The following is a 24,613-nucleotide window of genomic DNA, read 5'->3' as shown; positions in this document are numbered from 1 at the left end:
CCACAGTCCCATGCCGCGTTTATCCGACAAGAGCCTTCTCGCCATCGCCGCCGTGGTGGACGTCGCCGTCCATGCGCGCGGAACGCCTGTGGCGGCCAAGGCGCTGGCCGCCCGCCACGGCCTGCCGCCCCGCCGGCTGGAGCCGGTGCTCCAGGCTTTGGTCCATGCCGGCGTCCTGAAGGGCGTGCGCGGACCGCGCGGCGGCTACGAGCTCGCCCGCGAGCGCCGGCGCGTCTCGGTGGCCGAGATCGTGCGGGTGGTGGAGGGCGCCGAGGAGGAGCGCGAGATCGTGCTGCCGCCCCTCGTCACCGAGGTGGTGCAGCCGGCGGTCGCCGCCGCCGAGGAGACCTTCGACACCGCGCTCGACGGGGTGACGCTCGAGGACCTCTGCCGCGCCGCCGACCGCAACGGCCACGGATCCGAGAACGAGCGCATAGACTTCGCCATCTGAGGACGGGCGCGAACGGGCGTCCGAACCAACAAGAAGCAGGAGATCGCCATGGCTGATGCCGCCGTGAAAGTCGTCCCCCATGCGGGGCCGCGCCCCGGGCGGGGCCGGGTCTATGAATCCATCACCGAGACCATCGGCAACACCCCCCTGGTGCGCCTGAAGCGCCTGCCGCAGCTGCGCGGCGCCAAGGCGGACATCCTCGCCAAGCTCGAGTTCTTCAACCCCATCGCCTCGGTCAAGGACCGCATCGGCGTCGCCATGATCGACGCCATGGAGGCAGCCGGCGCGATCGATCAGGACACGGTGCTGGTGGAGCCCACCTCGGGCAATACCGGCATCGCGCTCGCCTTCGTCGCCGCCGCGCGCGGCTATCGGCTGATCCTGGTGATGCCGGAGAGCATGTCGGTGGAGCGGCGCAAGATGCTGGCGCTGCTCGGCGCCGAGCTGGTGCTGACGCCGGCGAGCCTCGGCATGAAGGGCGCGGTCTCGCGCGCCGAGCAGATGCTGCGCGAGCTGCCCAAGGCGGCGATGCCGCAGCAGTTCAAGAACAAGGCCAATCCGGAGGTTCACCGCCGCACCACGGCGGAGGAGATCTGGAACGACACCGACGGCAAGGTGGACGCGGTGGTGGCCGGCGTCGGCACCGGCGGCACCATCACCGGCATCGGCCAGGTGCTGAAGGCCCGCAAGCCGTCGCTGCGCATGATCGCGGTGGAGCCGGAGGACAGCCCGGTGCTCTCCGGCGGCCAGCCCGGCCCGCACAAGATCCAGGGCATCGGCGCCGGCTTCGTGCCCGAGGTGCTGGACCGCGCGGTGATCGACGAGGTGGTCACGGTCGGCAACCAGACCGCGTTCGACACTGCCCGCGCGCTCGCCCGCTACGAGGGCATTCCCGGCGGCATCTCCTCCGGCGCGGCCATCGCCGCGGCGCTGGAGGTGGCGGTGCGCGACGACATGGCGGGCAAGACCATCGTCGCCATCGTGCCGTCCTTCGCCGAACGCTATCTCTCGACGGCCCTGTTCGAAGGGCTCTGAGGCGCGGCCGGGGCCGCAGCGGGCCGGCCCCGGGGCCTCGGGGACCAGCCGAAATGCGCGGGCGCCGGCCAGCCACGAACTGCGCCGGTGCCGGCCGCGCCGGGGGCCGCCGGCTGCCGGGCCGGTCGACGGCGCCGCGGCGGGCCACACCAAAGCGTGACATGCGTGCGGGTGACCTTGGGACGGCTGGCGGGGTTTACTTCCCGTGCGCGAAAGGACCCCAGCCGCCGCCATGCCGATCACCCGCCGCCGCCTTCTCGAGCTCGCCCCGCTCGCGGCGCTCGCCGCCCAGCCAAAGCGCGCCGCCGCCGGGCCGCCATCCGTGCTCGCCCGGGTGATCCCCTCCAGCGGGGAGGCGATCCCCGCGGTCGGCCTCGGCACCTGGATCACCTTCAATGTCGGCGATGACCCGGCCCTGCGCGCGGAGTGCGCGGCGGTGATGGCGGCGTTCTTCGCCGCGGGCGGCAGCGTGATCGATTCCTCGCCCATGTACGGCTCGTCCCGGGCGGTGGTCGGCCATGGCCTTGCCCAAGTGAAGCCGCAGCGTCTGTTCTCGGCCGAGAAGGTCTGGACCGCGCAGGGTGCGGCCGGTGCGGCGCAGATCGAGCGCTCGCGCGAATTCTGGGGCGTGCCGCGCTTCGACCTGCTCCAGGTGCACAATCTGCTGGACTGGAAGGCCCACCTGCCGCGGCTTACGGCCATGAAGGCGGCGGGGCAGGTGCGCTATGTGGGGATCACCACCTCCGAGGGCCGGCGCCAGGCGGAGTTCGAGCGCGTCATGCGCGATGAGCGGCTGGACTTCGTGCAGCTCACCTACAACATCCTCGACCGGGAGGCGGAAGCCCGGCTCCTGCCGCTCGCCGCCGACCGGGGGATCGCGGTGCTCGTCAACCGGCCGTTCCGGCAAGGCGCGCTCACGAGACGCCTCGCCCAGGCGCCCCTGCCGGGCTGGGCCGGGGAGATCGGCGCGACAAGCTGGGCGCAGGCGATCCTGAAGTTCATCCTCTCCCACCCGGCGGTGACCGCCGCCATCCCGGCAACCACGCGCGCGGATCATGTGCGGGAGAATCTGGCCGCCGCCGCGCCGCCGCTTCCGGACCGGGCGCTGCGCGAGCGCATGGCCGCGGACGTGCGGGCTGTGTGATGCCGGAGTGGTGGACCTACTCCCCCGAGGACTTCCTGATGTTCTCGCCGCGGGTCTATTGGCGCATGTTCGAGCTCGGCAATGGCGCGCTCTGGCCGCTGCCGCTCGCGGGGCAGGTGCTCGCGGTCGCCGCCGGTCTGGCGTGCCTGCGCACGGGCGCCCGGATCGCGACGGCCATCCTCGCCGTGCTGTGGGCGTTCGTGGGATGGGCGTTCCTGTGGAATCGCTACGGCGTCGTCAATTGGGCGATGTCTTATGTGGCGCCGTTGTTCGCGCTCCAGGCGATGCTGCTGGCGCTCGCGGCGGCGGACGGCGCGGCCGCCGGGCGTCCGCCGGCACGGCGGATGATCGCGGGCGCGGCCCTGCTCGCCGTCGCCTTCGCCTATCCGCTGCTCGCGCCGCTGTCGGGGCGCCCGCTCGCTTCGGCGGAGGTGTTCGGCCTGGCGCCGGACCCGACCGCCATCGGCACGCTGGGGGTGCTCGTCATGGCCGGCGCCGGGATCGCGCTGTGGCCGATCCCGGTGCTGTGGTGCCTGTTTTCCGCCGCGACCCTGTGGACGCTCGGCACGGCGCAGGCCTTCGTCCCCTTCGCCGCGGCGGCGCTGGCGCCCGCCGCTGCGCTGCTGTGGCCCCGGCCGCCGCCCCGGGCCTGAGCCCCGAGCCGCTGCCGCGAGGCCCGCGTTTCCGCCTCGGGGCCCGCAAGCCCTACCGCGCGAGGTCGGAGAGCAGGCTCGCCGCCAAGGTGAGCTTGGAGAGGCTGAGGCCGGTGGCGGCGATGTCCTTCACCGTCGCCCGCATGCGCTCCACCTCGGTGCGGCGGGCCGCCACATAGGCCTCCACCGCGGCTTCGCCGACCGCGCCGGTGGCGAGCATCTCCACGGTCGCCCGGCGCAGGAAGGTCTCGATCTCGCCCAAGGCGCGGTCGAGGGCGAGGCGGTCGTAATAATCGGTGGTGGAGATGATGCGCGCCTGGGTGACGAGGTCGTCCACGGCGAAATAGCGCCCCGCCGCGAAGAAGGTCGACGCGGCGTCGGCGATCGACCGGCCGGTGGTCTCCGCCACCAGCGCGATGTCGGTGGCGGCGGCCAGCGCCGGCAGGACCGAGAGACGCTGCGCCAGCTCGGCCGGCACGCGCTTGGCCTCGAGCTCGCCCGAGCGGACCGCGCTGCGCTCGCGCCAGGCCTCCGGCAGGCTGTCCTGGATCGTGTCGGTCACCGTGGCGATGCCGCTCGCGAAGCGCGCCACCACCGCCTCGGCGCCGTCGGCGAAGGAGGTGTTGCGCAGGAACCAGACGATGCGGCCCACGAGCAGGTCCTGCACCGCGGCATAGAGCGCGAGCTGGCCCTCGCCGTCCATTCTGTTGTCGAGCGCGTCGATGGCGGCGACGAGGTCCGGCAGGCGGTAGACGTCGCGCACGGTCACATAGGCCCGCGCCACCGCGCCGGCGTCGGCGCCGGTCTGGTCGGCGATGCGCGCGAACACGGTGGGGCCGCCCTCGTTGATCAGCCCGTTGGCGAGGCGCGTGGCGATGATGTCCCGCCGCAGTCGGTGGGAGGCGACGGCCTCGGGGAACCGCGCCTCGACCGCGTCCGGAAAATAGGCGGAGAGCTCGCGGGCGAAATAGGGATCGTCCAGCGCCGGACAGGCGAGCAGGTCCTCGTGCAGCGTGAGCTTGGCATAGGCCAGCAGCACCGCGAGTTCCGGCCGGGTCAGGCTCTCGCCGCGCGAGCGGCGGTCCGACATCTCCATGTCGGACGGCAGGAACTCCACCGCCCGGTCGAGGTCGCCGCGCAGCTCCAGCATCTGCATCAGGCGCTGGTCGAAGGCGAGCTCGCCGACGCCGCGGCGCTCGGCGAGGGAGAGCGCCAGCGTCTGCTGGTAGTTGTTGACCAGGACCAGGCGGGCGACGTCGTCGGTCATCTCCTTCAGCAGCGCGGCGCGGTCGGGCCGGGTGAGGACGCCTTGCTCCAGCGGCAGAGCGAGCGCGATCTTGATGTTCACCTCCACGTCCGAGGTGTTCACGCCCGCCGAATTGTCGATCGCGTCGGTGTTGAGCTTGACGCCGCGCCGCGCCGCCTCGATGCGCGCGCGCTGGGTCATGCCGAGATTGGCGCCCTCGCCGATCACGCGGGCGCCGAGGTCGGCGGCGGCGATGCGCACCGGGTCGTTGGCGCGGTCGCCCGCCTGGGCGTCGGTCTCGGTGGAGGCGCGCACATAGGTGCCGATGCCGCCGAAGAACAGCAGGTCCACCTTCGCCTTCAGGATGGCGTTGATGAGCTCGGCCGGCGCCATGTCCGCCCGCTCGGTGCGCAGCAGCGCGCGGACCTCGGGCGAGAGCGGGATGCTCTTGGCGGAGCGGGCGAACACGCCGCCGCCGGGGGAGATCAGGCTGGCGTCGTAATCGGCCCAGGAGGAGCGGGGCAGGTTGAACAGCCGCTGGCGCTCGGCGTGGCAGCGGGCCGGGTCCTGCGGGTCCGGGTCGAGGAAGATGTGGCGATGGTCGAAGGCCGCCACGAGCTTGAGCGCGGAAGACAAAAGCATGCCGTTGCCGAACACGTCGCCCGACATGTCACCGACACCGGCCACCGTGACCGGGGTGGTCTGGATGTCGATGTCCATCTCGCGGAAATGGCGCTTCACCGCCTCCCAGGCGCCGCGGGCGGTGATCCCCATCGCCTTGTGGTCGTAGCCCACCGAGCCGCCGGAGGCGAAGGCGTCGTCGAGCCAGAAGCCGTGGCGCGCCGAGATCGCGTTGGCGGTGTCGGAGAAGGTGGCCGTGCCCTTGTCGGCGGCCACCACGAGATAGGGGTCGTCGCCGTCGAGCCGCACCACGCTGCGCGGATGGACCACTTCGCCGCCCTTCAGGTTGTCGGTGATGTCGAGCAGGCTGGAGACGAACACCTCGTAGGCCGCCGTGCCTTCGGCGAGCACCGCGTCGCGCGGGCCGGAGGGCAGGCGCTTCGGCACGAAGCCGCCTTTGGCGCCCACCGGCACGATGACGGCGTTCTTCACCTGCTGCGCCTTCACGAGGCCCAGCACCTCGGTGCGGAAGTCCTGCGGGCGGTCGGACCATCTGAGCCCGCCGCGCGCCACCGGCCCGAAGCGCAGATGCACGCCCTCGACGCGGGGGGCGTAGACGAACACCTCGAACAGCGGACGCGGCAGCGGCAGCCCCTCCACGGCGGCGCTGCGGAACTTGATGGCGATCGCCTCCTTCTCCCGGCCTTCGGCGTCGCGCTGGTAGAAGGTGGTGCGGATCGCCGCGTCCACGAGGTTCACGAAGCGGCGCAGGATGCGGTCGTCGTCGAGGCTGGAGACCTTGGCGAGCTCGGCGTCGATGGCCGCGCGCAGCGGCGCCTCGCGCGCCGTCCGGGCCTCGGCGGCCGGGTCGAGCGCCGGGTCGAAGCGGGCGTGGAACAGCGCCACGATGTGCCGGGCGAGCTGCTCGTGCGCGGCGAGCGCGGTCCACAGATAGTCCTGGGAGAACGGGATGCCGGCCTGGCGCAGATAGCGCCCGAGGGTGCGCACCAGCGCCGCCTCGCGCCAGTCGAGCTCGGCGTCGAGCACCAGAGCGTTGAAGCCGTCATTCTCCGCCGCGCCGCGCAGCACCGCGTTGAGGCAGTCCTCGAGCCGGGCGGGCGAGGCGGCCATGGAGATGGCGCCGCCGTCGGCGCGCTCCAGCGACATGTCGTGGAGCCAGGAGCGCGTCATGCCCTCGCCGGCGGGCTCGATGCGGTAGGTGCGCTCGTTGATGGCCTTGAGGCCCATGTTCTCCAGCATCGGCACCCGGGTGGACAGCGGCAGCGGCTGCCCGAACGAGAGCAGGCGCAGCGAGATGCGGGTGTCGGCATCTTCGGGGCGGCGGTAGAAGTCGATGGCGATGGGCCGCTCGTGCGACATCCGCTCCAAGAGCTCGATGTGGGAGAGCGCCGTGTCGATGTCGTAGGCCGCCACATAGCCGGGGCCGAAGGCGTCGGCATAGCGCGCGGTGAGCGCGCCGGCGATCTCCGGCGGGTGGCGCGCGGTGAGCGCCGCGCCGAGCTTCTCGCCCCAGGACATGACGAGAGCGGAGACCTGTGCCTCCAGCTCGCCGCGGTCGGCCTGCGGGATGCGTCCGCCGCGCCGGCCGATGATGAAGTGCACGCGGGTCAGCGGCACGTCCGGCAGGAACACCGGAGTGAAGGTGGAGACGTGGCCGTCATAGGACGCCGCGAGCAGGGCGCCCACCGCCTCGCGCACGCCGGAATCGTAGCGGTCGCGCGGCAGGAAGACGAGCGCGGAGACGAAGCGGTCGAACGGGTCGAGGCGCGGCAGCACGCGCACCCGGGGACGGTCGTAGAGCGAGAGGATGTCGCTGGCGTAGGTCAGCAGCGTGTCGGCGTCGATCTGGAACAGATCGTCGCGCGGATAGGTCTCGAGCACCGTGGAGAGCGACTTGCCGGAATGGCTCTGCGGGTCGAGCCCGGCGCGCTTGAGCACCGCATCGGCCTTCAGGCGCAGATAGGGGATCTCGCGCACCGAATGGGTGTAGGCGGTGGAGGTGAGCAGGCCGATGACGCGCAGCTCGCCGGTGAGGCGGCCTTTCTCGTCGAGGATCTTGATGCCCACATAATCCATGAAGGCGCGGCGGTGCACGCGCGAGCGCAGGCTCGCTTTGGTGAACAGCAGCGGCCGCGGTCCTTCCAGGAAGGTGCGCACCTCGGGCGTGGTCACCACCGGGTCGGCGCCGAGGCGCAGCTCGTGGACCGAGGGGTCGCGCAGCACGCCGAGCCCGCTCTCCGGGCGCGCCACCAGCCCGCCGTCCTCGGTGAGGTCGTATTGGCGCACGCCGAGGAAGATGAAATTGTCCTCGGTCAGCCAATCCACCAGATCGGCGGCCTCGTCCCGCTCGTCCTCGTCGTAGCTGCGCTTCTCCTTCTTGAGGCTCTTGCCGAGCGCGCGCACCTGCTTGCGCATCGGCTGGAAGTCCTCGTTGATGGCGCGCACGTCCGCCAGCGTCTGCTCGAGGGCGCCCTTCAGCTCCGCCCGCGCGGCCTCGCCGATGGCGGTCACGTGCAGATGGATCAGGCTCTCGTGACGCGCCTCCTCGTCCTTGCGGCTCTTGCCGGTTGGGAGGGTGACGGCGCCATTCTTGCCGCGTTCCAGATGCAGGATGGGATGGGCGACCAGCTTCAGCTCCAGGCCCCGGTCGGCCAGTTCGCCGGCGACCGAATCGAACAGGAAGGCCATGTCGTCGTTCACGGTTTCGATCACCGTGACGGCGCCGCCCAGGGCCTCCGGGTTGAACACCCGCACGTCCTGCGTCCCGGGGGCGGCGGCGACATGGTCCAATACATGGGCCCAGGCGTCCCGCGCGAGGGCGGCGAGGGCGGAGGCGGGAATGAGGGCGATGTCCTCCGGCGCGGGGGCGCCGAGGAACAGTGTCGCGAAGGCATCCGGCACCGCCGGCTCGGCGCCGCCGAGCAGCTCCTGCACCCGCGCGTTGCGCGCGGCGGCCTCGAGGCCGGCATCTGCGGCTTGAAATTCACGGATGTTCATGGCCATTCCCCCCAGGCTGTCGCCGCCCTTGGGGAGGGGCGGCGTGGTCGACCATCCTTCGGACGTGCCGAAGGCGTTCAGCATGTGGTGCGCCACCGCGACGCGAAGATGACGAGGTAAGGCGAATGGCTACGAAAATGCGTGCATCCGAGGGCAAGGGCCAGGGAAACAAGCGCAGCGCCGAAAAAACGCGCACGCCCGAAAACAAGGCGCCGCGCGCGGCGCCGGCGAAGGCCTCAGCCGCCGCGGCGGGGAAGGCCGCCGCCAAGCCCAAGGCCCCTGCGTCCCGGGGCGGGGCTTCCCGGGCGCCGTCCGCGAAGGCGTCCGCCCCCAAGGCGACGGTTGCAGCTGCTCCGGCGCGCGGGCGCGACGACCTGCCGGCCATCGCGCTCGGCCTGTCGCCCGCCCCGCTCGATGCCCCGACCCAGGCCTATTTCGACAAGTGCCTGGAGAAGATCGGCTTCGTGCCGAACGTGCTGGCCGCCTACGCGTTCGACATGGCGAAGCTCGGCGCGTTCACCGCCATGTACAACGACCTGATGCTCGCGCCCTCGGGCCTCTCCAAGCTCGAGCGCGAGATGATCGCGGTGGCGGTCTCGAGCGTGAACCGCTGCTATTACTGCCTCACCGCCCACGGCGCGGCGGTGCGTCAGCTCTCCGGCGACCCGGTGCTGGGCGAGCAGATGGTCATGAATTACCGCGCGGCGCGGCTCGACGCGCGCCAGCGGGCGATGCTCGACTTCGCGGTCAAGCTCACCGAGCGCCCGCACGAGGTGGAGGAGGAGGACCGCGCGGCGCTCCGGCGCGTCGGCCTTTCCGAGCGCGACATCTGGGACGTCGCGGCGGTGACCGCGTTCTTCAACATGTCGAACCGCATCGCCGCGGCCACCGACATGCGGCCGAACGAGGCCTATCACGCCCAGGCCCGCACCCCGGCGGCGTGAGGGGAGCCTCGCGCGCCGCAAGGGGCGCGCGAGGCTCCGGCGCCGGCGCCCGGCGGCAGTGACGAAGAGGAATTGAGGACGGCTATACCTTGGCTCCCAAGATAAAGCCGCGCGGGAGTCATGGAATGCCCCCGCTCGGCCATGGGACTTTAGACTAAGGCAGCACGATTTCCTGAATTGATTTCGCCGCGCGTACCGCCTATTGACGGCGCCACGGCGCACCGTGCTACGGTGCCCGCAATACGAAGCGCGCCGCTCAAGGCGCCGATCCAGGGAAGAGTGCTGACGCGCCGGGGCGCCGTCGGCCTGAACAGCGAGGGCGCACCGCGATCATGGACACCGTCTCAGACGTGCCCTATATCGTTGAAGCAACTGGTCTCACCAAAGAATTCAAAGGATTCGCGGCGGTCAAGAACGTCGACCTTCGGATTCGCCGGCACACCGTTCACGCCCTGATCGGGCCGAACGGAGCCGGCAAGACCACGTGCTTCAACCTCATCACCAAGTTCCTGGAGCCGACGCGCGGGACCATCCGCCTGAACGGCCGCGACATCACGCGCACGTCGCCGGCGGACGTGGCGCGGCTCGGCATGGTGCGCTCGTTCCAGATCTCGGCCACCTTCCCGCATCTGACGGTGCTCGACAACGTGCGCATCGCCCTGCAGCGGCCCATGGGCAACTCGTTCCATTTCTGGAAGTCTGAAAGCACGCTGGACGGGCTGAACGAGCGCGCCCTGGCGCTGCTCGCGGACGTCGACCTCACGTCCTACGCCGACCATATGGCAGTGGAGCTGCCCTATGGTCGCAAGCGGGCGCTGGAGATCGCCACCACGCTGGCGCTCGACCCGGAGATGCTGCTGCTCGACGAGCCGACCTCGGGCATGGGCCGCGAGGACATCGCGCGCACCGCGGACCTCATCAAGCGGGTCTCCAAGAACCGCACCATCCTGATGGTGGAGCACAACCTCTCGGTGGTGGCGGACCTGTCCGACACGATCACCGTCCTGGCCCGCGGCGAGATCCTCACCGAGGGGCCCTATGCGGAGGTCTCCAGGAACCCGCAGGTGATCGAGGCCTACATGGGCACCGGGCACGGAGCGCACTGACATGGCCGCCGCGAACGGAACTCCCCTCCTCGACGTGAAGGATCTGCACGGCCACTATGGCGAGAGCCACGTGCTGCACGGCATGACCTTCGAGGTCCAGCCCGGCGAGGTGGTGACGCTGCTCGGCCGCAACGGCGCGGGCAAGACGACCACCATGCGGGCCATCATGGGGCTCCTGCGCAAGCGCTCAGGATCCATCCGCTACGAAGGAACCGAGACGGTCGGGCTGCTGCCCAACAAGATCGCCCGCCTCGGCATCGCCATCTGTCCCGAGGAGCGAGGCATCTTCGCCTCCCTTTCGGTGCGCGAGAACCTGCTGCTGCCTCCGGTGGTGCTGCCCGGCGGGCTCAGCGTCGAGGAGATCCATGATCTCTTCCCGCGCCTCGAGGAGCGGCGCAACAGCCAGGGCACCAAGCTCTCGGGCGGCGAGCAGCAGATGCTGGCGATCGCGCGCATCCTGCGCACGGGCGCCAAGCTGCTGCTGCTCGATGAGCCCACCGAAGGGCTCGCGCCGGTGATCGTCCAGCATATCGGCGACATCATCCGCACCTTGAAGCAAAAGGGTTTCACCGTGCTGCTCGTCGAGCAGAACTTCCATTTCGCCTCGACCGTCGCCGACCGCCATTACGTGGTCGAGCACGGGCGGGTGGTGGACATGGTGGAAAACGACAAGATCGCGGAGAACGCGGCGCGTCTCGAAGCATTCCTCGGCGTCTGAGCCGAGCTTCCTTGCACAATCATGCCGGTGAGAGCCGGCGGGAGGAGATAAGATGCGTCTAGCAGCCATTTTCCTGGCGGCCAGCTGCCTTGCGGGCGCCGGCGTCGCCTACGCCGCCGATCCGATCCCGGTGAAGATCGGCGTTCTCAACGACCAGTCGAGCCTTTACGCCGACCTCGGCGGCCAGGGCTCGGTCTGGGCCGCCAAGAAGGCGGTCGAGGACTTCGGCGCCGCCGCCAAGGGCCTGAAGGTCGATGTGATCTTCGCCGACCACCAGAACAAGGCGGACGTGGGCACCTCGGTCGCCCGCCAGTGGTACGACGTGGACGGTGTCGATGCCATTCTTGACACCCCGAACTCCGGCGTCGCGCTCGCGGTCAACGGCGTGACCCGGGAGAAGAACAAGGTCTTCATCAATTCCGGCGCGGCGACCTCCGACCTCACCGGCAAGTCCTGCTCGCCCAACACGGTCCACTGGACCTACGACACCTGGGCGCTCGCCAACGGCACCGGCAAGGCGATCGTGAAGACCGGCGGCAACACCTGGTTCTTCCTCACCGCCGACTACGCCTTCGGCCATGCGCTCGAGCGCGACACCGAGGCGGTCGTCCTCGCCAATGGCGGCAAGGTGCTCGGCAAGGTGCGCGTGCCGCTCAACAATTCCGACTTCTCCTCGTTCCTGCTGCAGGCGCAGTCCTCGAAGGCGAAGATCATCGGCCTCGCCAATGCCGGCGGCGACACCATCAACTCCATCAAGCAGGCGGCCGAATACGGCATCGTCGACGGCGGCCAGAAGCTCGCCGGTCTGCTCATCTTCCTCACCGACGTGCACTCGCTCGGCCTCAAGGTGGCCCAGGGCCTGAACCTGACCGCCGCCTGGTACTGGGACATGACCGATGCCAACCGCAAGTTCGCGAAGGAATTTGCGGCGGCCAACGGCGGCAAGTATCCGACCATGGTTCAAGCCGGCGTCTATTCCGGCGTGACGCATTATCTGAAGGCCGTCGCGGCGCTGAAGAGCGCCAAGGACGGCGCCGCCGTGGTGGCCAAGATGAAGGAACTGCCGGCTGAGGACCCGCTGTTCGGCAAGAGCGAGGTGCGCGCCGACGGCCGCAACATTCACCCCATGTACCTGTTCGAGGTGAAGAAGCCGTCGGAGTCCAAGGGCCCCTACGACTATTACATGCTCAAGGCGACCATTCCCGCCAACGAGGCCTTCCGCCCCATTGGCGAGGGCGACTGCCCGCTCGTCAAGAAGGGCTGATCCCCGTGTTCCGGGCCGGCCTTCCGGGGCCGGCCCGTCCCTCCTGAAGAGACGCTCGCGATGTTCGAACTCCTCGGCATTCCGCCTCAGGCGCTGTTCGGCCAGCTTCTGCTGGGCCTCATCAACGGCGCGTTCTACGCCATGCTGAGTCTCGGGCTGGCGGTGATCTTCGGCCTGCTCAACGTCATCAATTTCACCCACGGCGCGCAATATATGATGGGCGCGTTCGGGGCGTGGATGCTCCTGAACTATCTCGGCATCCCGTTCTGGGGGGCACTGGTGCTCTCGCCGATCGCGGTGGCGATCGTCGGCATGGCGATAGAACGCACGCTGCTGCGGCGCCTCTATCATCTCGACCATCTCTACGGCCTGCTGCTCACCTTCGGTCTTGCGCTCATCATCGAGGGCCTGTTCCGGCGGCAGTACGGCTCGTCCGGCCTTCCCTACGACAACCCGCTGCCGGGCGGCACCAATCTCGGCTTCATGTTCCTGCCGAACTATCGCGGCTTCGTGGTGGTGGCCTCGCTGGTGGTGTGCCTTGCCACCTGGTACGTGATCGAGCGCACCAAGCTCGGCTCCTATCTGCGCGCCGCCACCGAGCGCCCGGACCTGGTGCAGGCCTTCGGCATCGACGTGCCGCGCATGATCACGCTCACCTACGGCTTTGGCGTCGGCCTCGCGGCGCTCGCCGGCGTTCTGGCCGCGCCCGCTTATCAGGTGAGCCCCACCATGGGGTCGAACCTCATCATCGTGGTGTTCGCGGTGGTGGTGATCGGCGGCATGGGCTCGATCTTGGGCGCCATCGTCACCGGTTTCGGCCTCGGCATCGTCGAGGGCCTGACCAAGGTGTTCTACCCCGAGGCCTCCTCCACGGTGATCTTCGTCATCATGGCCATCGTGCTCATGGTGAAGCCCGCCGGGCTGTTCGGCACGGCCAAATGACCAGACACGTGAACAGACAAGTGAGGGCGCGCAGATGAGCACATCCCCCACCACCGCCGCGCCCGCGGGAGCCTCGGGGGCGACCCGCGCCCCGTTGCTCGCGCTGTTCGGCGTCGCCGCCGTCGCGGTGATGCTGGTGGCGCCGTTCGGCGTCTATCCCGTGTTCCTGATGAAGGTCATGTGTTTCGCGCTGTTCGCGTGCGCCTTCAACCTGCTGCTCGGCTATACCGGCCTGCTGTCCTTCGGCCACGCCATGTTCTTCGGGGGCTCGGCCTATATCTGCGCCCACACCATCAAGGTGCTCGGCTTCCCGCCGGAGATCGGCATCCTCGCCGGCGTCCTCTTCGCCGCGTTCCTCGGCCTGCTCGCCGGCCTGCTCGCCATCCGCCGCCAGGGCATCTACTTCGCCATGGTGACGCTGGCGCTGGCGCAGATGTTCTTCTTCTTCTGCCTCCAGGCGCCCTTCACCGGGGGCGAGGACGGCCTGCAGGGGGTGCCGCGCCGGGCGCTGTTCGGTTTCATCGACATCAGCAACGACCTCACCCTCTATTACGTGGTGCTGGCAATCTTCGTGTTCGGCTTCCTGGTGATCTACCGCACCGTCCACTCGCCGTTCGGGCAGGTGCTCAAGGCGATCCGGGAGAACGAGCCGCGCGCCATCTCGCTCGGCTACCGGGCGAACCAGTACAAGCTGCTCGCCTTCGTGCTGTCGGCCGCCCTGACGGGCCTCGCCGGCTCCACCAAGGTGCTGGTGTTCCAGCTCGCCTCTCTCACCGACGTGGCCTGGCAGATGTCGGGCGAGGTGATCCTGATGACACTGGTGGGCGGCATGGGCACCATGCTCGGCCCGATCGTCGGCGCCGCCGTCATTGTCACCATGCAGAACTATCTGGCCGGGCTCGGCGAATGGGTGCTGGTGATCCAGGGCATCATCTTCGTCGCCGCGGTCTCGCTGTTCCGGCGCGGCGTGGTCGGCGAGCTGCTCGCCATCGCCACTTACTTCAAGAGCGCCAAGCAGAAGCCCTGAGCCGGCGCGGGCGAGGCGGCGCCTCGCCCGTCTCCGGCCCGCCTCGGGCGCTCGCGCGCCTGCGGTTCCCCGCTTGGCGGACGGATCGCCCGAGGCGCGCCAATCGCGGCCCATGCGGCTCAAAGGGGCGCCCGCGCGGACCACCGGCCATGCCTCGATCGCTGCCCCGGGCGGGGGTGGACCGGTTGCGTGACCGGTGATATGACTGACCGGTCAGTCATATCACCGGGGCCAAGCGATGGGCGGACGCAACGGCGGCAAGGGAGCCAACGCCGCGGGCAAGCCGCCCGCTGCGGCCGCACCCGCTGCGGTGCCGGGCCGCGCCGCCGGGCGCCGCGCCGCAGCCGGTCCGCAGGACCCTCCCGTGCCGCCGGCCTCGCCCGGCGGCCGCGCGGGCGCCGTCGTCGTCGGCGCGCGCCCCGAATCGCTGCGGACCGCACCTCCGCCCCGCCGCACGAGGGCCATGGACAAGGAAGCGCGGCGCCGGGCGATTCTCGATGCCGCGCTGGCCGCCTTCTCGGCCCAGGGCTTCGCCGCCGCGCGGCTCGACGACGTGGCGCGGGGCGCGGGTGTCGCCAAGGGCACGCTCTATCTCTACTTCGCGGACAAGGAGGCGCTGTTCCGCGGGCTGGTGGAGGAGATGATCACGCCGGTCCTCTTGGACGCCGACGCCTTTGTCCCGCTGTTCGCCGGCACCACGCGGGAGCTTCTGGACGCGCTCCTCGAGATGCTGATCGAGCGCATCCTCGACCGACCGGCGCAGGCCATCATCCGCCTGATGATTTCGGAGGGCCCGCGCTTTCCAGAGCTTGCAGCTTACTATCACCGCGAGGTGGTGGCCCGGGCCATCGCTCTGCTGCGCCAGGTGGCGCGCCGGGCCCGCGAACGCGGCGAGATCACCAGCGACGCGGCGGAGCGCTTTCCCCAGCTGATCATCGCGCCGGCGATTCTCGCCGTGGTGTGGAACGCCTTGTTCGGCGCCATCGATCCGCTCGATCCGCGCGCCCTGCTGCGCGCCCACCGGGACCTGCTGCTCGCCGGCCTCGGCTGGAAGGACCCCTGCGAGGCGCGCCCATGAGCCGGTCCTGCCGCCCGCTTCGCCTCCTCTTCGGCGCCCTCGTGGCGGCGGCGCCGCTGGCGCTCGTCGGCTGCGGCCAGGACGGCGCGCAGAGCTTCTCCGGCTACCTGGAAGGCGACCTGCTCTTCATCGGCCCGGAAGAGGCCGGCCGCGTCACCGCGCTCGCCGTCGCCGAGGGCGACAAGGTGGCGGCCGGCCAGGAGATCGCCCGGGTGGAGGACGATCTCCAGGAGGCCGATCTGCGCGCCGCCGAGGCGCAGCTGAAGCAGGCGCAGGCCCAGCTGGAGAACGCCCGCTCGCCGCTCCAGCGGCCCGAGGAGATCGCCATCCTGGAGGCCGCCGAGACGCGCGCCGCCGCGCAGCTCGACCTCTCGCGCATCGAGCTCGGCCGGCAGAAGCAGCTGGTGCCCAAGGGCGCCTCGTCCCAGGCCAATCTCGATGCCGCCCAGCACGACTACGACGCCAAGCAGGCCGCGCTCGACGAGGCGCGCCGGCGCATCTCCGCCGCCCGGATCGCGGCCCGCGCGCAGGAGATCGACGCCGCCGCGCAGGCCGCCGCGGCCGCCCGGGCGCAAGTGGAGGCGGCCCGGATCCGTCTCGCCCGGCGCGCATTGAAGGCGCCCCGCGCCGGTACCGTGCAGACGCTCTATTTCCGCGTCGGCGAGCTGGTGCCCGCGGGGCGGCCGGTGGTCTCGGTGCTGCCGCCGGGGCTGGTGAAGGTGCGCTTCTTCGTGCCCGAGGCGGCGCTGCCCCGGGTGGCGCTCGGCCAGGAGATCGCCGTTTCCTGCGACGGCTGTCCGCAGCTTACGGCCAAGGTGTCCTTCATCTCGGACGCGGCGGAATACACCCCGCCGGTCATCTACAGCCGCGAGGAGCGCGCCAAGCTGGTCTATCTGGTGGAGGCGCGGCCCACCGATCCCGCTGCCACGCGGCCGGGCCAGCCGGTCACGGTGACGCTGGGGCCGAAGCCGTGAGCGCGCCGGCCGCGGCGCCGTCGGGGGAGGGGGACGCGCCGACGTCCGACGTCGCCATCGAGGTGGAGGGCCTCAGCAAGCGGTTCGGGTCCACGCTGGTGGTGGACAACCTCTCCATGCGGGTGATGCGGGGGCAGATCTACGGCTTCCTGGGCCCCAACGGCTCGGGCAAGACCACCACCATCCGCATGCTGTGCGGCCTGCTGACCCCCGACGCCGGGCGCGGCACCTGCCTCGGGCTCGACATCCTGACCCAGGGCCGCGAGATCCGCGCCCATGTGGGCTACATGACGCAGCGCTTCTCGCTCTACCAGGATCTCTCGGTGCGCGAGAACCTGGAATTCGTCGCCCGCCTCTACGGCGTGCCGAAGCCGGAAGCGGCGGCCCAGGCGGCGCTGGAGCGGCTCGGCCTCAAAGGGCGCGGGCACCAGCTCGCCGGCGAGCTCTCGGGGGGCTGGAAACAGCGCCTCGCGCTCGGCGCCTGCATCCTGCCCGAGCCCGATCTGCTGCTGCTCGACGAGCCGACCGCCGGCGTCGACCCCCAGGCGCGGCGGGAGTTCTGGGCGCAGATCCACGCGCTCGCCGCCGACGGCCTGACGGTGCTGGTGTCCACCCACTATATGGACGAGGCGGAGCGCTGCCACGAGATCGCCTACCTCGCTTATGGCAGGCTTCTGGCCCAGGGCACGGTGCAGAGCGTCATCGCCGCCTCGGGCCTCCACACCTATACGGTGGACGTGAGCGGCGCCGATACGCGCGAGGCGAGCCGGCGCATCACCGATCTGTCGCACAAGCTCACGGCGGCGCTCGGCGTCGACATGGTGGCGCCGTTCGGCACCGCGCTGCACATTTCCGGCCGCGACGAAGCGGCGCTCGATGCCGCCATCGCGCCGTTCCGGGCCGAGCCGCATCTGGTGTGGCGCAAGGATCAGCCGACGCTCGAGGACGTGTTCATCGACCTCATGCGCGGCAAGGACGGGCGGCGATGACGGCGCGCGCGGGGCTCGCCGGCTTCTTCGGCCGGGTCACGGCCATGATCGTGAAGGAATACATCCAGCTCACCCGGGACCGGGTGACGTTCGCCACCATGATCATGATCCCGCTGCTGCAGCTGGTCCTGTTCGGCTACGCCATCAACACCACCCCGCGCCATCTGCCCACCGCGGTGTTCGCCCACGAGAACACCGACGTTTCGCGCGCGATCCTCGCGGCGCTCAGGAACACCGCCTTCTTCGCCTTCGTGCGCGAGGCGAGGAGCGCCGAAGACGCCGAGCACATGGTGCGCGCGGGCGAGGTGCTGTTCTTCGTCGAGATCCCGGCCGGCTTCGAGCGCAGCCTCAGGCGCGGCGACCGGCCGCAGCTTCTGGTGGCGGCGGACGCCACCGACCCGGTGGGCTCGGCCAACGCGCTTGCCGCGCTGTCGGGCGTGGTGGCCTCGGCGCTGGTGCGCGAGCGCTTCGTCGGCGCCAGCCCGCAGGAGGCGCAGGGGCGGGACGCCACGAGCCAGGACGCGTTCGAGATCGTCCAGCACCGGCGCTACAATCCCGCCGGCACCAGCCAGCTCAACATCGTGCCGGGCCTGCTCGGCACCATTCTCACCATGACCATGCTGATCTTCACCGCGCTCTCGGTGACGCGCGAGATCGAGCGTGGCACCATGGAGAGCCTGCTCGCCATGCCCATCCATCCGGTGGAGATCATGCTGGGCAAGATCATCCCCTACGTGATGGTGGGCATCTTCCAGGCGGTGCTGATTCTCGGGGCGGGGATCATCCTGTTCGGTGTCCCGGTGGAGGGCAGCGCCGCGCTGCTCGCCCTGGCGACGCTGCTGTTCATCACCGCCAATCTCGCCATCGGCTACACCTTCTCCACCCTGGCGCAGAACCAGCTCCAGGCGGTGCAGATGTCGTTCATGTTCTTCCTGCCCTCGATCCTGCTGTCCGGCTTCATGTTTCCGTTCTCGGGCATGCCGACCTGGGCGCAGTGGATCGGCGAGGGGCTGCCCCTCACCCATTATCTGCGCATGGTGCGGGGCATCCTGCTGAAGGGCTCGGGGGTCTCCGATCTGGCGCGCGACGGGGCGGCGCTGTTCGCGCTCATGCTGCTCGCCATGGCCATTGCCGTCGCCCGCTTCCGCCAGACCCTGGATTGACGCCGGCCGGCGCACATTTGCCGCGCGACAAGATGCCGCCAAGCTGACCCCTCGAAATCTCCGCACGGGACGATGCAACACCCGGCCGCGGGAACGACTTTCCTGATCAGACGGATGGCGGACCGGCGATCCAGAAAGTATCGCCCAAGAACAACATTCCCGAAATCGGCGCGAAAGCGCGACGCGCCGCCGCAGCGCGCAAGCGCCGCGCGGCCTCGCGTACCTTTGACCTGTATCAAGGTGAAAGCAGGGCCGCCGCCCATGGTGCGCGCAGGGTCCAGCGGCCGAGATTCCATTGCTGCGGAGCGAGGGGTTCTGCAAATGTCGACGATACAAGATCCAATCCAGGCCCCGGCCAAGTCGATGAGGTTCGGCGAGATCGCCGCGCTGGTGGGGTTCTCCGCCTTCGCCTTCCTCGCGATCATCATCGCGGCCAAGGCGTACACGCCGGAATACGCCTTCCACGCCTACCTGTTCGCGGCGGCGAGCATCGCCAGCGTGTTCGCCGTGGGCAACCGCTACATGAGCCGGCCCGCGGGTCCGGTGCCGCAATTCATCGACGGCAAGCCGAACTACAATTTCGACGTGGTGAAGGTGGGCACCATCTTTGCCGTGGTGTGGGGCATCGCCGGCTTCCTGGTGGGCGTGATCGCCGCGCTGCAGCTCGCCTTCCCGATGTTCAACTTCGATTTGCCCTGGATTTCGTTCGGCCGGCTCAGGCCGCTGCACACCTCGGCGGTGATCTTCGCGTTCGGCGGCAACGTGCTGCTGGCCACCTCATTCTACGTGGTGCAGCGCACCTCGCGCGCCCGGCTCGCCGGCGATCTCGCGCCGTGGTTCGTGATCCTCGGCTACAACTTCTTCATCGTCATCGCCGGTACGGGCTACCTTCTCGGCGTGACCCAGGGCAAGGAGTACGCCGAGCCGGAATGGTACTCCGACCTGTTTCTGACGGTGATCTGGGTCACCTACCTGCTGGTGTTCCTGGTGACGGTGCTGAAGCGGACCGAGCCGCACATCTATGTGGCGAACTGGTTCTACCTCGCCTTCATCATCACCATCGCGGTCCTGCATCTGGGCAACAACGCGACCATCCCGATCTCTCTGTTCTCGTCCAAGTCCTACATCCTGTGGTCCGGCGTGCAGGACGCCATGTTCCAGTGGTGGTATGGGCACAACGCGGTGGGCTTCTTCCTCACCGCCGGCTTCCTCGCCTTGATGTACTACTTCATCCCCAAGCGGGCGGACCGGCCGGTCTATTCCTACCGGCTCTCCATCGTCCACTTCTGGGCGCTGATCTTCATCTACATCTGGGCCGGCCCGCACCATCTGCACTACACGGCGCTGCCGGACTGGGCGCAGACGCTGGGCATGACCTTCTCGATCATGCTGTGGATGCCCTCCTGGGGCGGCATGATCAACGGCCTCATGACGCTCTCGGGCGCCTGGGACAAGCTGAGGACCGACCCGGTCATCCGCATGATGGTGGTCTCGGTGGCGTTCTACGGCATGTCCACCTTCGAGGGGCCGATGATGTCGGTGAAGGCCGTCAACTCGCTCAGCCACTACACTGAGTGGACCATCGGCCACGTGCATTCGGGCGCGCTCGGCTGGGTCGCCTACATCTCGTTCGGCGCCATCTACTGCCTGGTGCCGTGGCTCTGGCAAAAGAAGGAGATGTATTCCATGAAGGCCGTCTCCTGGCACTTCTGGGTCTCCACCCTCGGCATCGTGCTCTACATCTCCTCCATGTGGGTGGCGGGCATCCTGCAGGGCCTCATGTGGCGCGCCTATACCCAGCTCGGCTTCCTCGAATACTCGTTCATCGAGACCGTGGAGGCGATGCATCCGCTGTACGTGATCCGGGCGGTGGGCGGCATCCTGTTCCTCGCGGGGGCGCTCATCATGGCCTGGAACGTCTGGAAGACCATCACCATGCCCGAGGCCGCCGCCGAGCCCAAGCTCGCGCTCGCGCCCGCGGAATGAGGGAGGGGAAAATGGCGTCCCAAGGAACCTCCACCAGCACGTCGATCTGGACCAAGCATCAGATCTTCGAGAAGCACTCCTACTGGCTGATGCTCGGCATCCTGGTGATGATCTCCGTCGGCGGCCTGGTCGAGATCGCGCCGCTGTTCTACCTGAAGAGCACCATCGAGAAGGTGGAGGGCATGCGGCCCTACTCCCCGCTGGAGCTCGCGGGGCGCAACATCTACGTGCGGGAGGGCTGCTACAACTGCCACTCGCAGATGATCCGCCCGCTGCGCGACGAGGTGGAGCGGTACGGCCATTACTCGCTGGCGGCCGAGAGCATGTACGACCGCCCGTTCCAGTGGGGCTCCAAGCGCACGGGTCCGGACCTCGCCCGCGTCGGCGGCAAGTATTCCGACCTCTGGCACCGGGAGCATCTCGACAATCCGCGCGCCGTGGTGCCGGCCTCCATCATGCCGTCCTACCCCTGGCTCGCGCAGACCCGGCTGAACGGCAAGCACATCGCCGACGAGATGCGGGTCCAGCAGATCCTCGGCGTGCCCTACACCGACGAGATGATCGAGAAGGCCCCGCAGGACCTCAAGACCCAGGGCACCACCGATGCCGACGACGCCGACGGCCTCGACAAGCGCTACCCCAAGGCGCAGGTGCGCGATTTCGATGGCAACCCCGACACCCTGACGGAGGCGGACGCGCTGATCGCCTACCTGCAGATGCTCGGCACGCTCGTGGACTTCAAGCTCTACGACAACAAGGCGAACGTGAGGTGAGCCATGAGCGATACCTATAATTCACTCGCCACCTTCGCCCAGACCTGGGGCCTCGTCCTGTTCGTCGCCGCCTTCGTGGCGGTGGTGGCCTACGTCTTCTGGCCGTCCAAGAAGAAGGACTTCGACGAGGCCGCCCAAATTCCTCTCAAGGAGGATTGATCCGGTGAGCACGACACACGATCACCACGGCTCGGTCGACCCCGCCACGGGCATTTCCACCACCGGCCACGAGTGGGACGGCATCTCCGAACTGAACAATCCGCTGCCGCGCTGGTGGCTGTGGGTCTGGTACGCGACCATCGTCTGGTCGATCGGCTATTGGCTGCTGTTCCCGGCCTGGCCGCTGATCTCCGGTGCGACCCCCGGTCTGCTCGGCTGGAACTCGCGCAACTCGGTGGCGATGCAGATCGCCGACCTCAATGCGCTGCGCGCCGAGAGCGCCGCCAAGCTGGCCAATGCCTCGCTCGAACAGATCGAGCAGACCCCGGCGCTCTTGAACCTGGCCCGGGCGCAGGGCCGTGTCGCCTTCGCCGACAATTGCGCGCCCTGCCACGGGGCGGGCGGCGGCGGCACCACCGGCTATCCCAACCTCAACGACGACGACTGGCTGTGGGGCGGCTCGCTGCCGCAGATCCAACAGACCATCGAGCATGGCATCCGCTCCGGCGATCCGGACGCGCACCAGGGCAACATGCCCGCGTTCGGCCGCGACGGCATCCTCCAGAAGCCGGAGATCTCGGCGGTGGCGAACTATGTGCGCGTGCTCGCCGGCCTCCAGCAGCCCGGCGCCGACCAGGCCAAGGGCAAGGAGGTGTTCGAGGCAAACTGCGCCGCCTGCCATGGCGAGGACGGCAAGGGCAACCAGGAGCTGGGCGCCCCCAACCTCACCGACGGCATCTGGCTCTACGGCTCGGACAAGGCCACCATCGAGGCGGGGATCATCAACGGGCGGGGCAACGTGATGCCGGCTTGGCATGCGCGCCTCGATTCGACCACCATCAAGGCGCTTACGGTCTACGTCCATTCGCTGGGCGGCGGCCGCTGAGCGGACGGATGGGTGCCGGGCCGGGCCGCGGAGCCCGGCAGGCGCTTTCGGGACGGGGCGGCGCGGCGCTTTGCGCGCCGCGCGGCCGCCTTGCCCGCACTGTCAAAAGGTCGCGCGACCAATCGCGGCGCGACCACATGGCGGCCTGACCAAGAGAACATTCTGGTTCATGAATGTTCGAAGGCCTCCAGGCTCTCCCGGCCGGTTCCGATCAGGGGCCGCCGGTGCCCGAAGGAACCGGCGGGGCGGGCTGGATTCCCGGGCGCTCCCGCGGGAGGGGGGCTTCAGACCATGGCACTGCTCCTGCCGTTGGGCGGCCGGGGCCAACGCGGCGATCGATGAAATGACGGCCTTGTCCACGAAGCCCCAGCACACGAGCGCGGCCGACGCCGCCGTGCTCAAGCCGCATGCCGCCACCGACCCGGACGACATCCCACTCTATGAGGCGCGCAAGCAGATCTATCCCCAGAGCGTGCACGGGCGGTTCCGCACCATCAAGTGGATCGTCCTCGTCGTCACCCTGGCGATCTATTATCTGCTGCCCTTCGTGCGCTGGGACCGCGGGCCGGACGCGCCCAGCCAGGCGGTGCTGATCGACTTCCCCAGCCGGCGTTTCTACTTCTTCTTCCTCGAGATCTGGCCGCAGGAATTCTATTACGTCGCCGGCCTGCTCATCCTCGCTGCCTTGATTTTGTTCCTGATGAACGCGGTCGCCGGGCGGGTGTGGTGCGGCTATATGTGCCCGCAGACGGTGTGGACCGACCTGTTCATGGCGGTGGAGCGCCTGATCGAGGGCGACCGGCGCGAGCGCATCCGCGCCGACGCCGCGCCCTGGACCCTGGACAAGGTGGCCCACAAGACGCTGAAGCACTCGGTCTGGCTGCTCATCGCCTGGTGGACCGGCGGCGCGTGGGTGCTCTATTTCGCCGATGCGCCGACCCTGGTGGTCCAGCTCGCCACCTTCCAGGCGCCGGCCGTGGCCTACATGTCCATCGCCGTGCTTACCTTCACCACCTACGCGCTTGCCGGCCACATGCGCGAGCAGGTGTGCACCTATATGTGCCCCTGGCCGCGCATCCAGGCGGCGTTGACGGACGAATACGCGCTCAACGTCACCTATCTCTACGACCGCGGCGAGCCGCGCGCGTCGGTGAAGAAGGCGGCGGCGGCGCGCGCCCATGGCGAGAAGGCGGGCGACTGCATCGACTGCGACCAGTGCGTGGCGGTCTGCCCCACCGGCGTCGACATCCGGGGCGGCATGCAGCTTGCCTGCATCCAGTGCGGCCTGTGCATCGACGCCTGCAACAATGTGATGGCGAAGGTCGGCCGCCCCGGCAACCTCATCACCTATGAGAGCGAGGCGAACCTCGAGGCGCGCATCGCCGGCAAGCCGTTCGTCCAGCGCATTCTCCGGCCCCGCACGCTGCTTTATGCGGCGCTCATCGCCGTGGTGTGCGGGCTGATGCTGGTCTCGCTCCTCGGCCGCTCCACCGAGGGCGTGGCCGCGATCCACGACCGCAACCCGCTGTTCGTGCGCCTCTCCGACGGCGCGATCCGCAATGCCTACACGGTGCGCCTCACCAACAAGCAGCTCGCCGAGCGCACCTTCGCGCTCACGGTGGACGGCGTGCCGGGCGCCAGGCTCGAAGTGGTCGGCGACGAGGCGGACGCGCTGGTGGTGGGACCCGACCAGACGCGCGAACTGCGGGTGCTCGTGACCACCCACGACAAGCTGCCGGCCGGCGCCTCGCTGCCCGTGACGTTCGTTCTGCGCGACCGCGATGGAGGCTTGACCGCCCGGGTGGCCGACCATTTCATGGGACCTTGAGGGGGCGCTGGTGAAGGAGCATGCCATGGCGGCAGACGGCGGGCGCCCCCGCGAAATCACCGGGCGGATGGTCCTGTTCGCCCTTCTCGCCTTCTTCGGCGTGGTGGTCGGCGTGAACGTGGTGATGGCCCGGTTCGCGGTCTCCACCTTCGGCGGCGTCGAGACCGAAAGCTCCTACAAGGCCGGCCTCGCCTTCAAGGGCGAGCTGGCGGCCGCGGCGCAGCAGGAGGCGCGGCACTGGGCGGTGGATGTCGGCCTCGAATCGTCCGGCGCGGACCGCATCGTCCTGGTGCGCGCCACCGATGCCGCCGGCCGCCCGCTGACCGGCCTCGTGGCCGACGGGCGCCTCGCCCATCCCACCGACTCGCGCCGCGACGTGGCGCTCGACCTCGAGCCGCTGGGCGGCGGGCGCTACCGCGCCGAGGCCGAGGCGGGCGCCGGCCAGTGGGATCTCGTGATTGATTTCTCGCAAGGCGGCGCCCGCGTGTTCCGGTCCAAGAATCGGGTGCAGCTTCCGTAAGCCCTTGAAGGCGAGCCGGCCTCGCGCCGGGATCCCGAAGGGGCGTCGAGACTGTCGGGCGGTTCGTCCAGTCACCGGCCGCCTGAGC

21 protein-coding genes are annotated in these 24,613 nt (G+C 69.5%); 20 read left to right on the top strand and 1 reads right to left on the bottom strand.

Annotated features, from left to right (window positions below):
* Positions 1-10: 10 nt before the first annotated feature.
* The 4 genes from ABLE88_RS22525 to ABLE88_RS22510 all read left to right on the top strand — a co-directional run bounded on the left by ABLE88_RS22525 (position 11) and on the right by ABLE88_RS22510 (position 3,283).
* Positions 11-451 carry an RrF2 family transcriptional regulator gene (locus ABLE88_RS22525; RefSeq protein ID WP_348834073.1) on the top strand — a complete coding sequence of 147 codons (441 nt, stop codon included), beginning with the start codon at positions 11-13 and terminating at the stop codon, positions 449-451.
* 48 nt (positions 452-499) lie between these two features.
* Entirely contained in the window at positions 500-1,486 is a 987-nt protein-coding gene (gene cysK, locus ABLE88_RS22520; protein ID WP_348834071.1) for a cysteine synthase A, read from the top strand.
* A gap of 232 nt (positions 1,487-1,718) precedes the next feature.
* Positions 1,719-2,630, top strand: coding sequence for an aldo/keto reductase (locus tag ABLE88_RS22515; RefSeq protein WP_348834069.1), 912 nt, complete (start codon positions 1,719-1,721; stop codon positions 2,628-2,630).
* The gene (locus ABLE88_RS22510; protein WP_348834068.1) at positions 2,630-3,283 is read left to right on the top strand and encodes a hypothetical protein; all 654 of its coding nucleotides are present in this window, start codon (positions 2,630-2,632) and stop codon (positions 3,281-3,283) included. Before ABLE88_RS22515 ends, ABLE88_RS22510 begins: the two co-directional genes overlap by 1 nt.
* A 52-nt stretch (positions 3,284-3,335) precedes the next feature.
* Here the strand turns inward: ABLE88_RS22510 and ABLE88_RS22505 are convergent, their stop codons facing one another.
* Positions 3,336-8,168, bottom strand: coding sequence for an NAD-glutamate dehydrogenase (locus ABLE88_RS22505; RefSeq protein ID WP_348834067.1), 4,833 nt, complete (start codon positions 8,166-8,168; stop codon positions 3,336-3,338).
* Positions 8,169-8,542: 374 nt separating this feature from the next.
* Here ABLE88_RS22505 and ABLE88_RS22500 point away from each other — a divergent pair, with 374 nt between their 5' ends.
* The 16 genes from ABLE88_RS22500 to ABLE88_RS22425 all read left to right on the top strand — a co-directional run bounded on the left by ABLE88_RS22500 (position 8,543) and on the right by ABLE88_RS22425 (position 24,525).
* Entirely contained in the window at positions 8,543-9,112 is a 570-nt protein-coding gene (locus ABLE88_RS22500; RefSeq protein WP_348834286.1) for a peroxidase-related enzyme, read from the top strand.
* A 332-nt stretch (positions 9,113-9,444) separates the two neighbouring features.
* Positions 9,445-10,218 carry an ABC transporter ATP-binding protein gene (locus ABLE88_RS22495; RefSeq protein ID WP_348834066.1) on the top strand — a complete coding sequence of 258 codons (774 nt, stop codon included), beginning with the start codon at positions 9,445-9,447 and terminating at the stop codon, positions 10,216-10,218.
* Position 10,219: 1 nt separating this feature from the next.
* Positions 10,220-10,936: an ABC transporter ATP-binding protein gene (locus ABLE88_RS22490; RefSeq protein ID WP_348834064.1), complete on the top strand. Its 717-nt coding sequence runs from the start codon at positions 10,220-10,222 to the stop codon at positions 10,934-10,936.
* A gap of 52 nt (positions 10,937-10,988) precedes the next feature.
* Positions 10,989-12,200 carry an ABC transporter substrate-binding protein gene (locus ABLE88_RS22485; RefSeq protein ID WP_348834063.1) on the top strand — a complete coding sequence of 404 codons (1,212 nt, stop codon included), beginning with the start codon at positions 10,989-10,991 and terminating at the stop codon, positions 12,198-12,200.
* A gap of 60 nt (positions 12,201-12,260) precedes the next feature.
* Positions 12,261-13,142, top strand: a complete 882-nt coding sequence (locus ABLE88_RS22480) for a branched-chain amino acid ABC transporter permease (RefSeq protein ID WP_348834062.1) — start codon at positions 12,261-12,263, stop codon at positions 13,140-13,142.
* Positions 13,143-13,176: 34 nt separating this feature from the next.
* The gene (locus ABLE88_RS22475) at positions 13,177-14,169 is read left to right on the top strand and encodes a branched-chain amino acid ABC transporter permease (protein ID WP_348834060.1); all 993 of its coding nucleotides are present in this window, start codon (positions 13,177-13,179) and stop codon (positions 14,167-14,169) included.
* A 463-nt stretch (positions 14,170-14,632) separates the two neighbouring features.
* Positions 14,633-15,247 (top strand): TetR/AcrR family transcriptional regulator, encoded by a 615-nt coding sequence (locus tag ABLE88_RS22470; protein ID WP_348834059.1) that lies wholly within the window; start codon positions 14,633-14,635, stop codon positions 15,245-15,247.
* The gene (locus tag ABLE88_RS22465; protein ID WP_348834058.1) at positions 15,244-16,221 is read left to right on the top strand and encodes an HlyD family secretion protein; all 978 of its coding nucleotides are present in this window, start codon (positions 15,244-15,246) and stop codon (positions 16,219-16,221) included. Before ABLE88_RS22470 ends, ABLE88_RS22465 begins: the two co-directional genes overlap by 4 nt.
* On the top strand, positions 16,218-17,210 hold the full coding sequence (locus ABLE88_RS22460; RefSeq protein ID WP_348834056.1) for an ABC transporter ATP-binding protein: 993 nt from the start codon (positions 16,218-16,220) through the stop codon (positions 17,208-17,210). Before ABLE88_RS22465 ends, ABLE88_RS22460 begins: the two co-directional genes overlap by 4 nt.
* Positions 17,207-18,373, top strand: a complete 1,167-nt coding sequence (locus ABLE88_RS22455) for an ABC transporter permease (protein ID WP_348834054.1) — start codon at positions 17,207-17,209, stop codon at positions 18,371-18,373. The genes ABLE88_RS22460 and ABLE88_RS22455 overlap by 4 nt, the downstream gene beginning before the upstream one ends.
* Before the next feature lie 321 nt (positions 18,374-18,694).
* Positions 18,695-20,359: a cytochrome-c oxidase, cbb3-type subunit I gene (gene ccoN / locus ABLE88_RS22450; RefSeq protein WP_510182936.1), complete on the top strand. Its 1,665-nt coding sequence runs from the start codon at positions 18,695-18,697 to the stop codon at positions 20,357-20,359.
* 11 nt (positions 20,360-20,370) lie between these two features.
* Positions 20,371-21,132: a cytochrome-c oxidase, cbb3-type subunit II gene (gene ccoO, locus ABLE88_RS22445; protein WP_348834053.1), complete on the top strand. Its 762-nt coding sequence runs from the start codon at positions 20,371-20,373 to the stop codon at positions 21,130-21,132.
* A gap of 3 nt (positions 21,133-21,135) precedes the next feature.
* The gene (locus ABLE88_RS22440; RefSeq protein ID WP_348834052.1) at positions 21,136-21,291 is read left to right on the top strand and encodes a cbb3-type cytochrome c oxidase subunit 3; all 156 of its coding nucleotides are present in this window, start codon (positions 21,136-21,138) and stop codon (positions 21,289-21,291) included.
* A 4-nt stretch (positions 21,292-21,295) separates the two neighbouring features.
* A complete protein-coding gene (gene ccoP / locus ABLE88_RS22435; RefSeq protein WP_348834051.1) occupies positions 21,296-22,177 on the top strand; it encodes a cytochrome-c oxidase, cbb3-type subunit III in 882 nt (293 codons plus the stop codon).
* Positions 22,178-22,520: 343 nt separating this feature from the next.
* Positions 22,521-24,005: a cytochrome c oxidase accessory protein CcoG gene (gene ccoG, locus ABLE88_RS22430; protein ID WP_510182935.1), complete on the top strand. Its 1,485-nt coding sequence runs from the start codon at positions 22,521-22,523 to the stop codon at positions 24,003-24,005.
* Positions 24,006-24,030: 25 nt separating this feature from the next.
* Entirely contained in the window at positions 24,031-24,525 is a 495-nt protein-coding gene (locus tag ABLE88_RS22425; protein ID WP_348834050.1) for a FixH family protein, read from the top strand.
* The last annotated feature ends 88 nt before the right edge of the window (positions 24,526-24,613 follow it).

Origin of the sequence: Xanthobacter luteus (genome assembly GCF_040049235.1) — a bacterium.
Taxonomy (GTDB): domain Bacteria; phylum Pseudomonadota; class Alphaproteobacteria; order Rhizobiales; family Xanthobacteraceae; genus Xanthobacter.
Note: the sequence above shows the minus strand (reverse complement) of the source record. Positions and strands in the feature narration are given on the sequence as shown.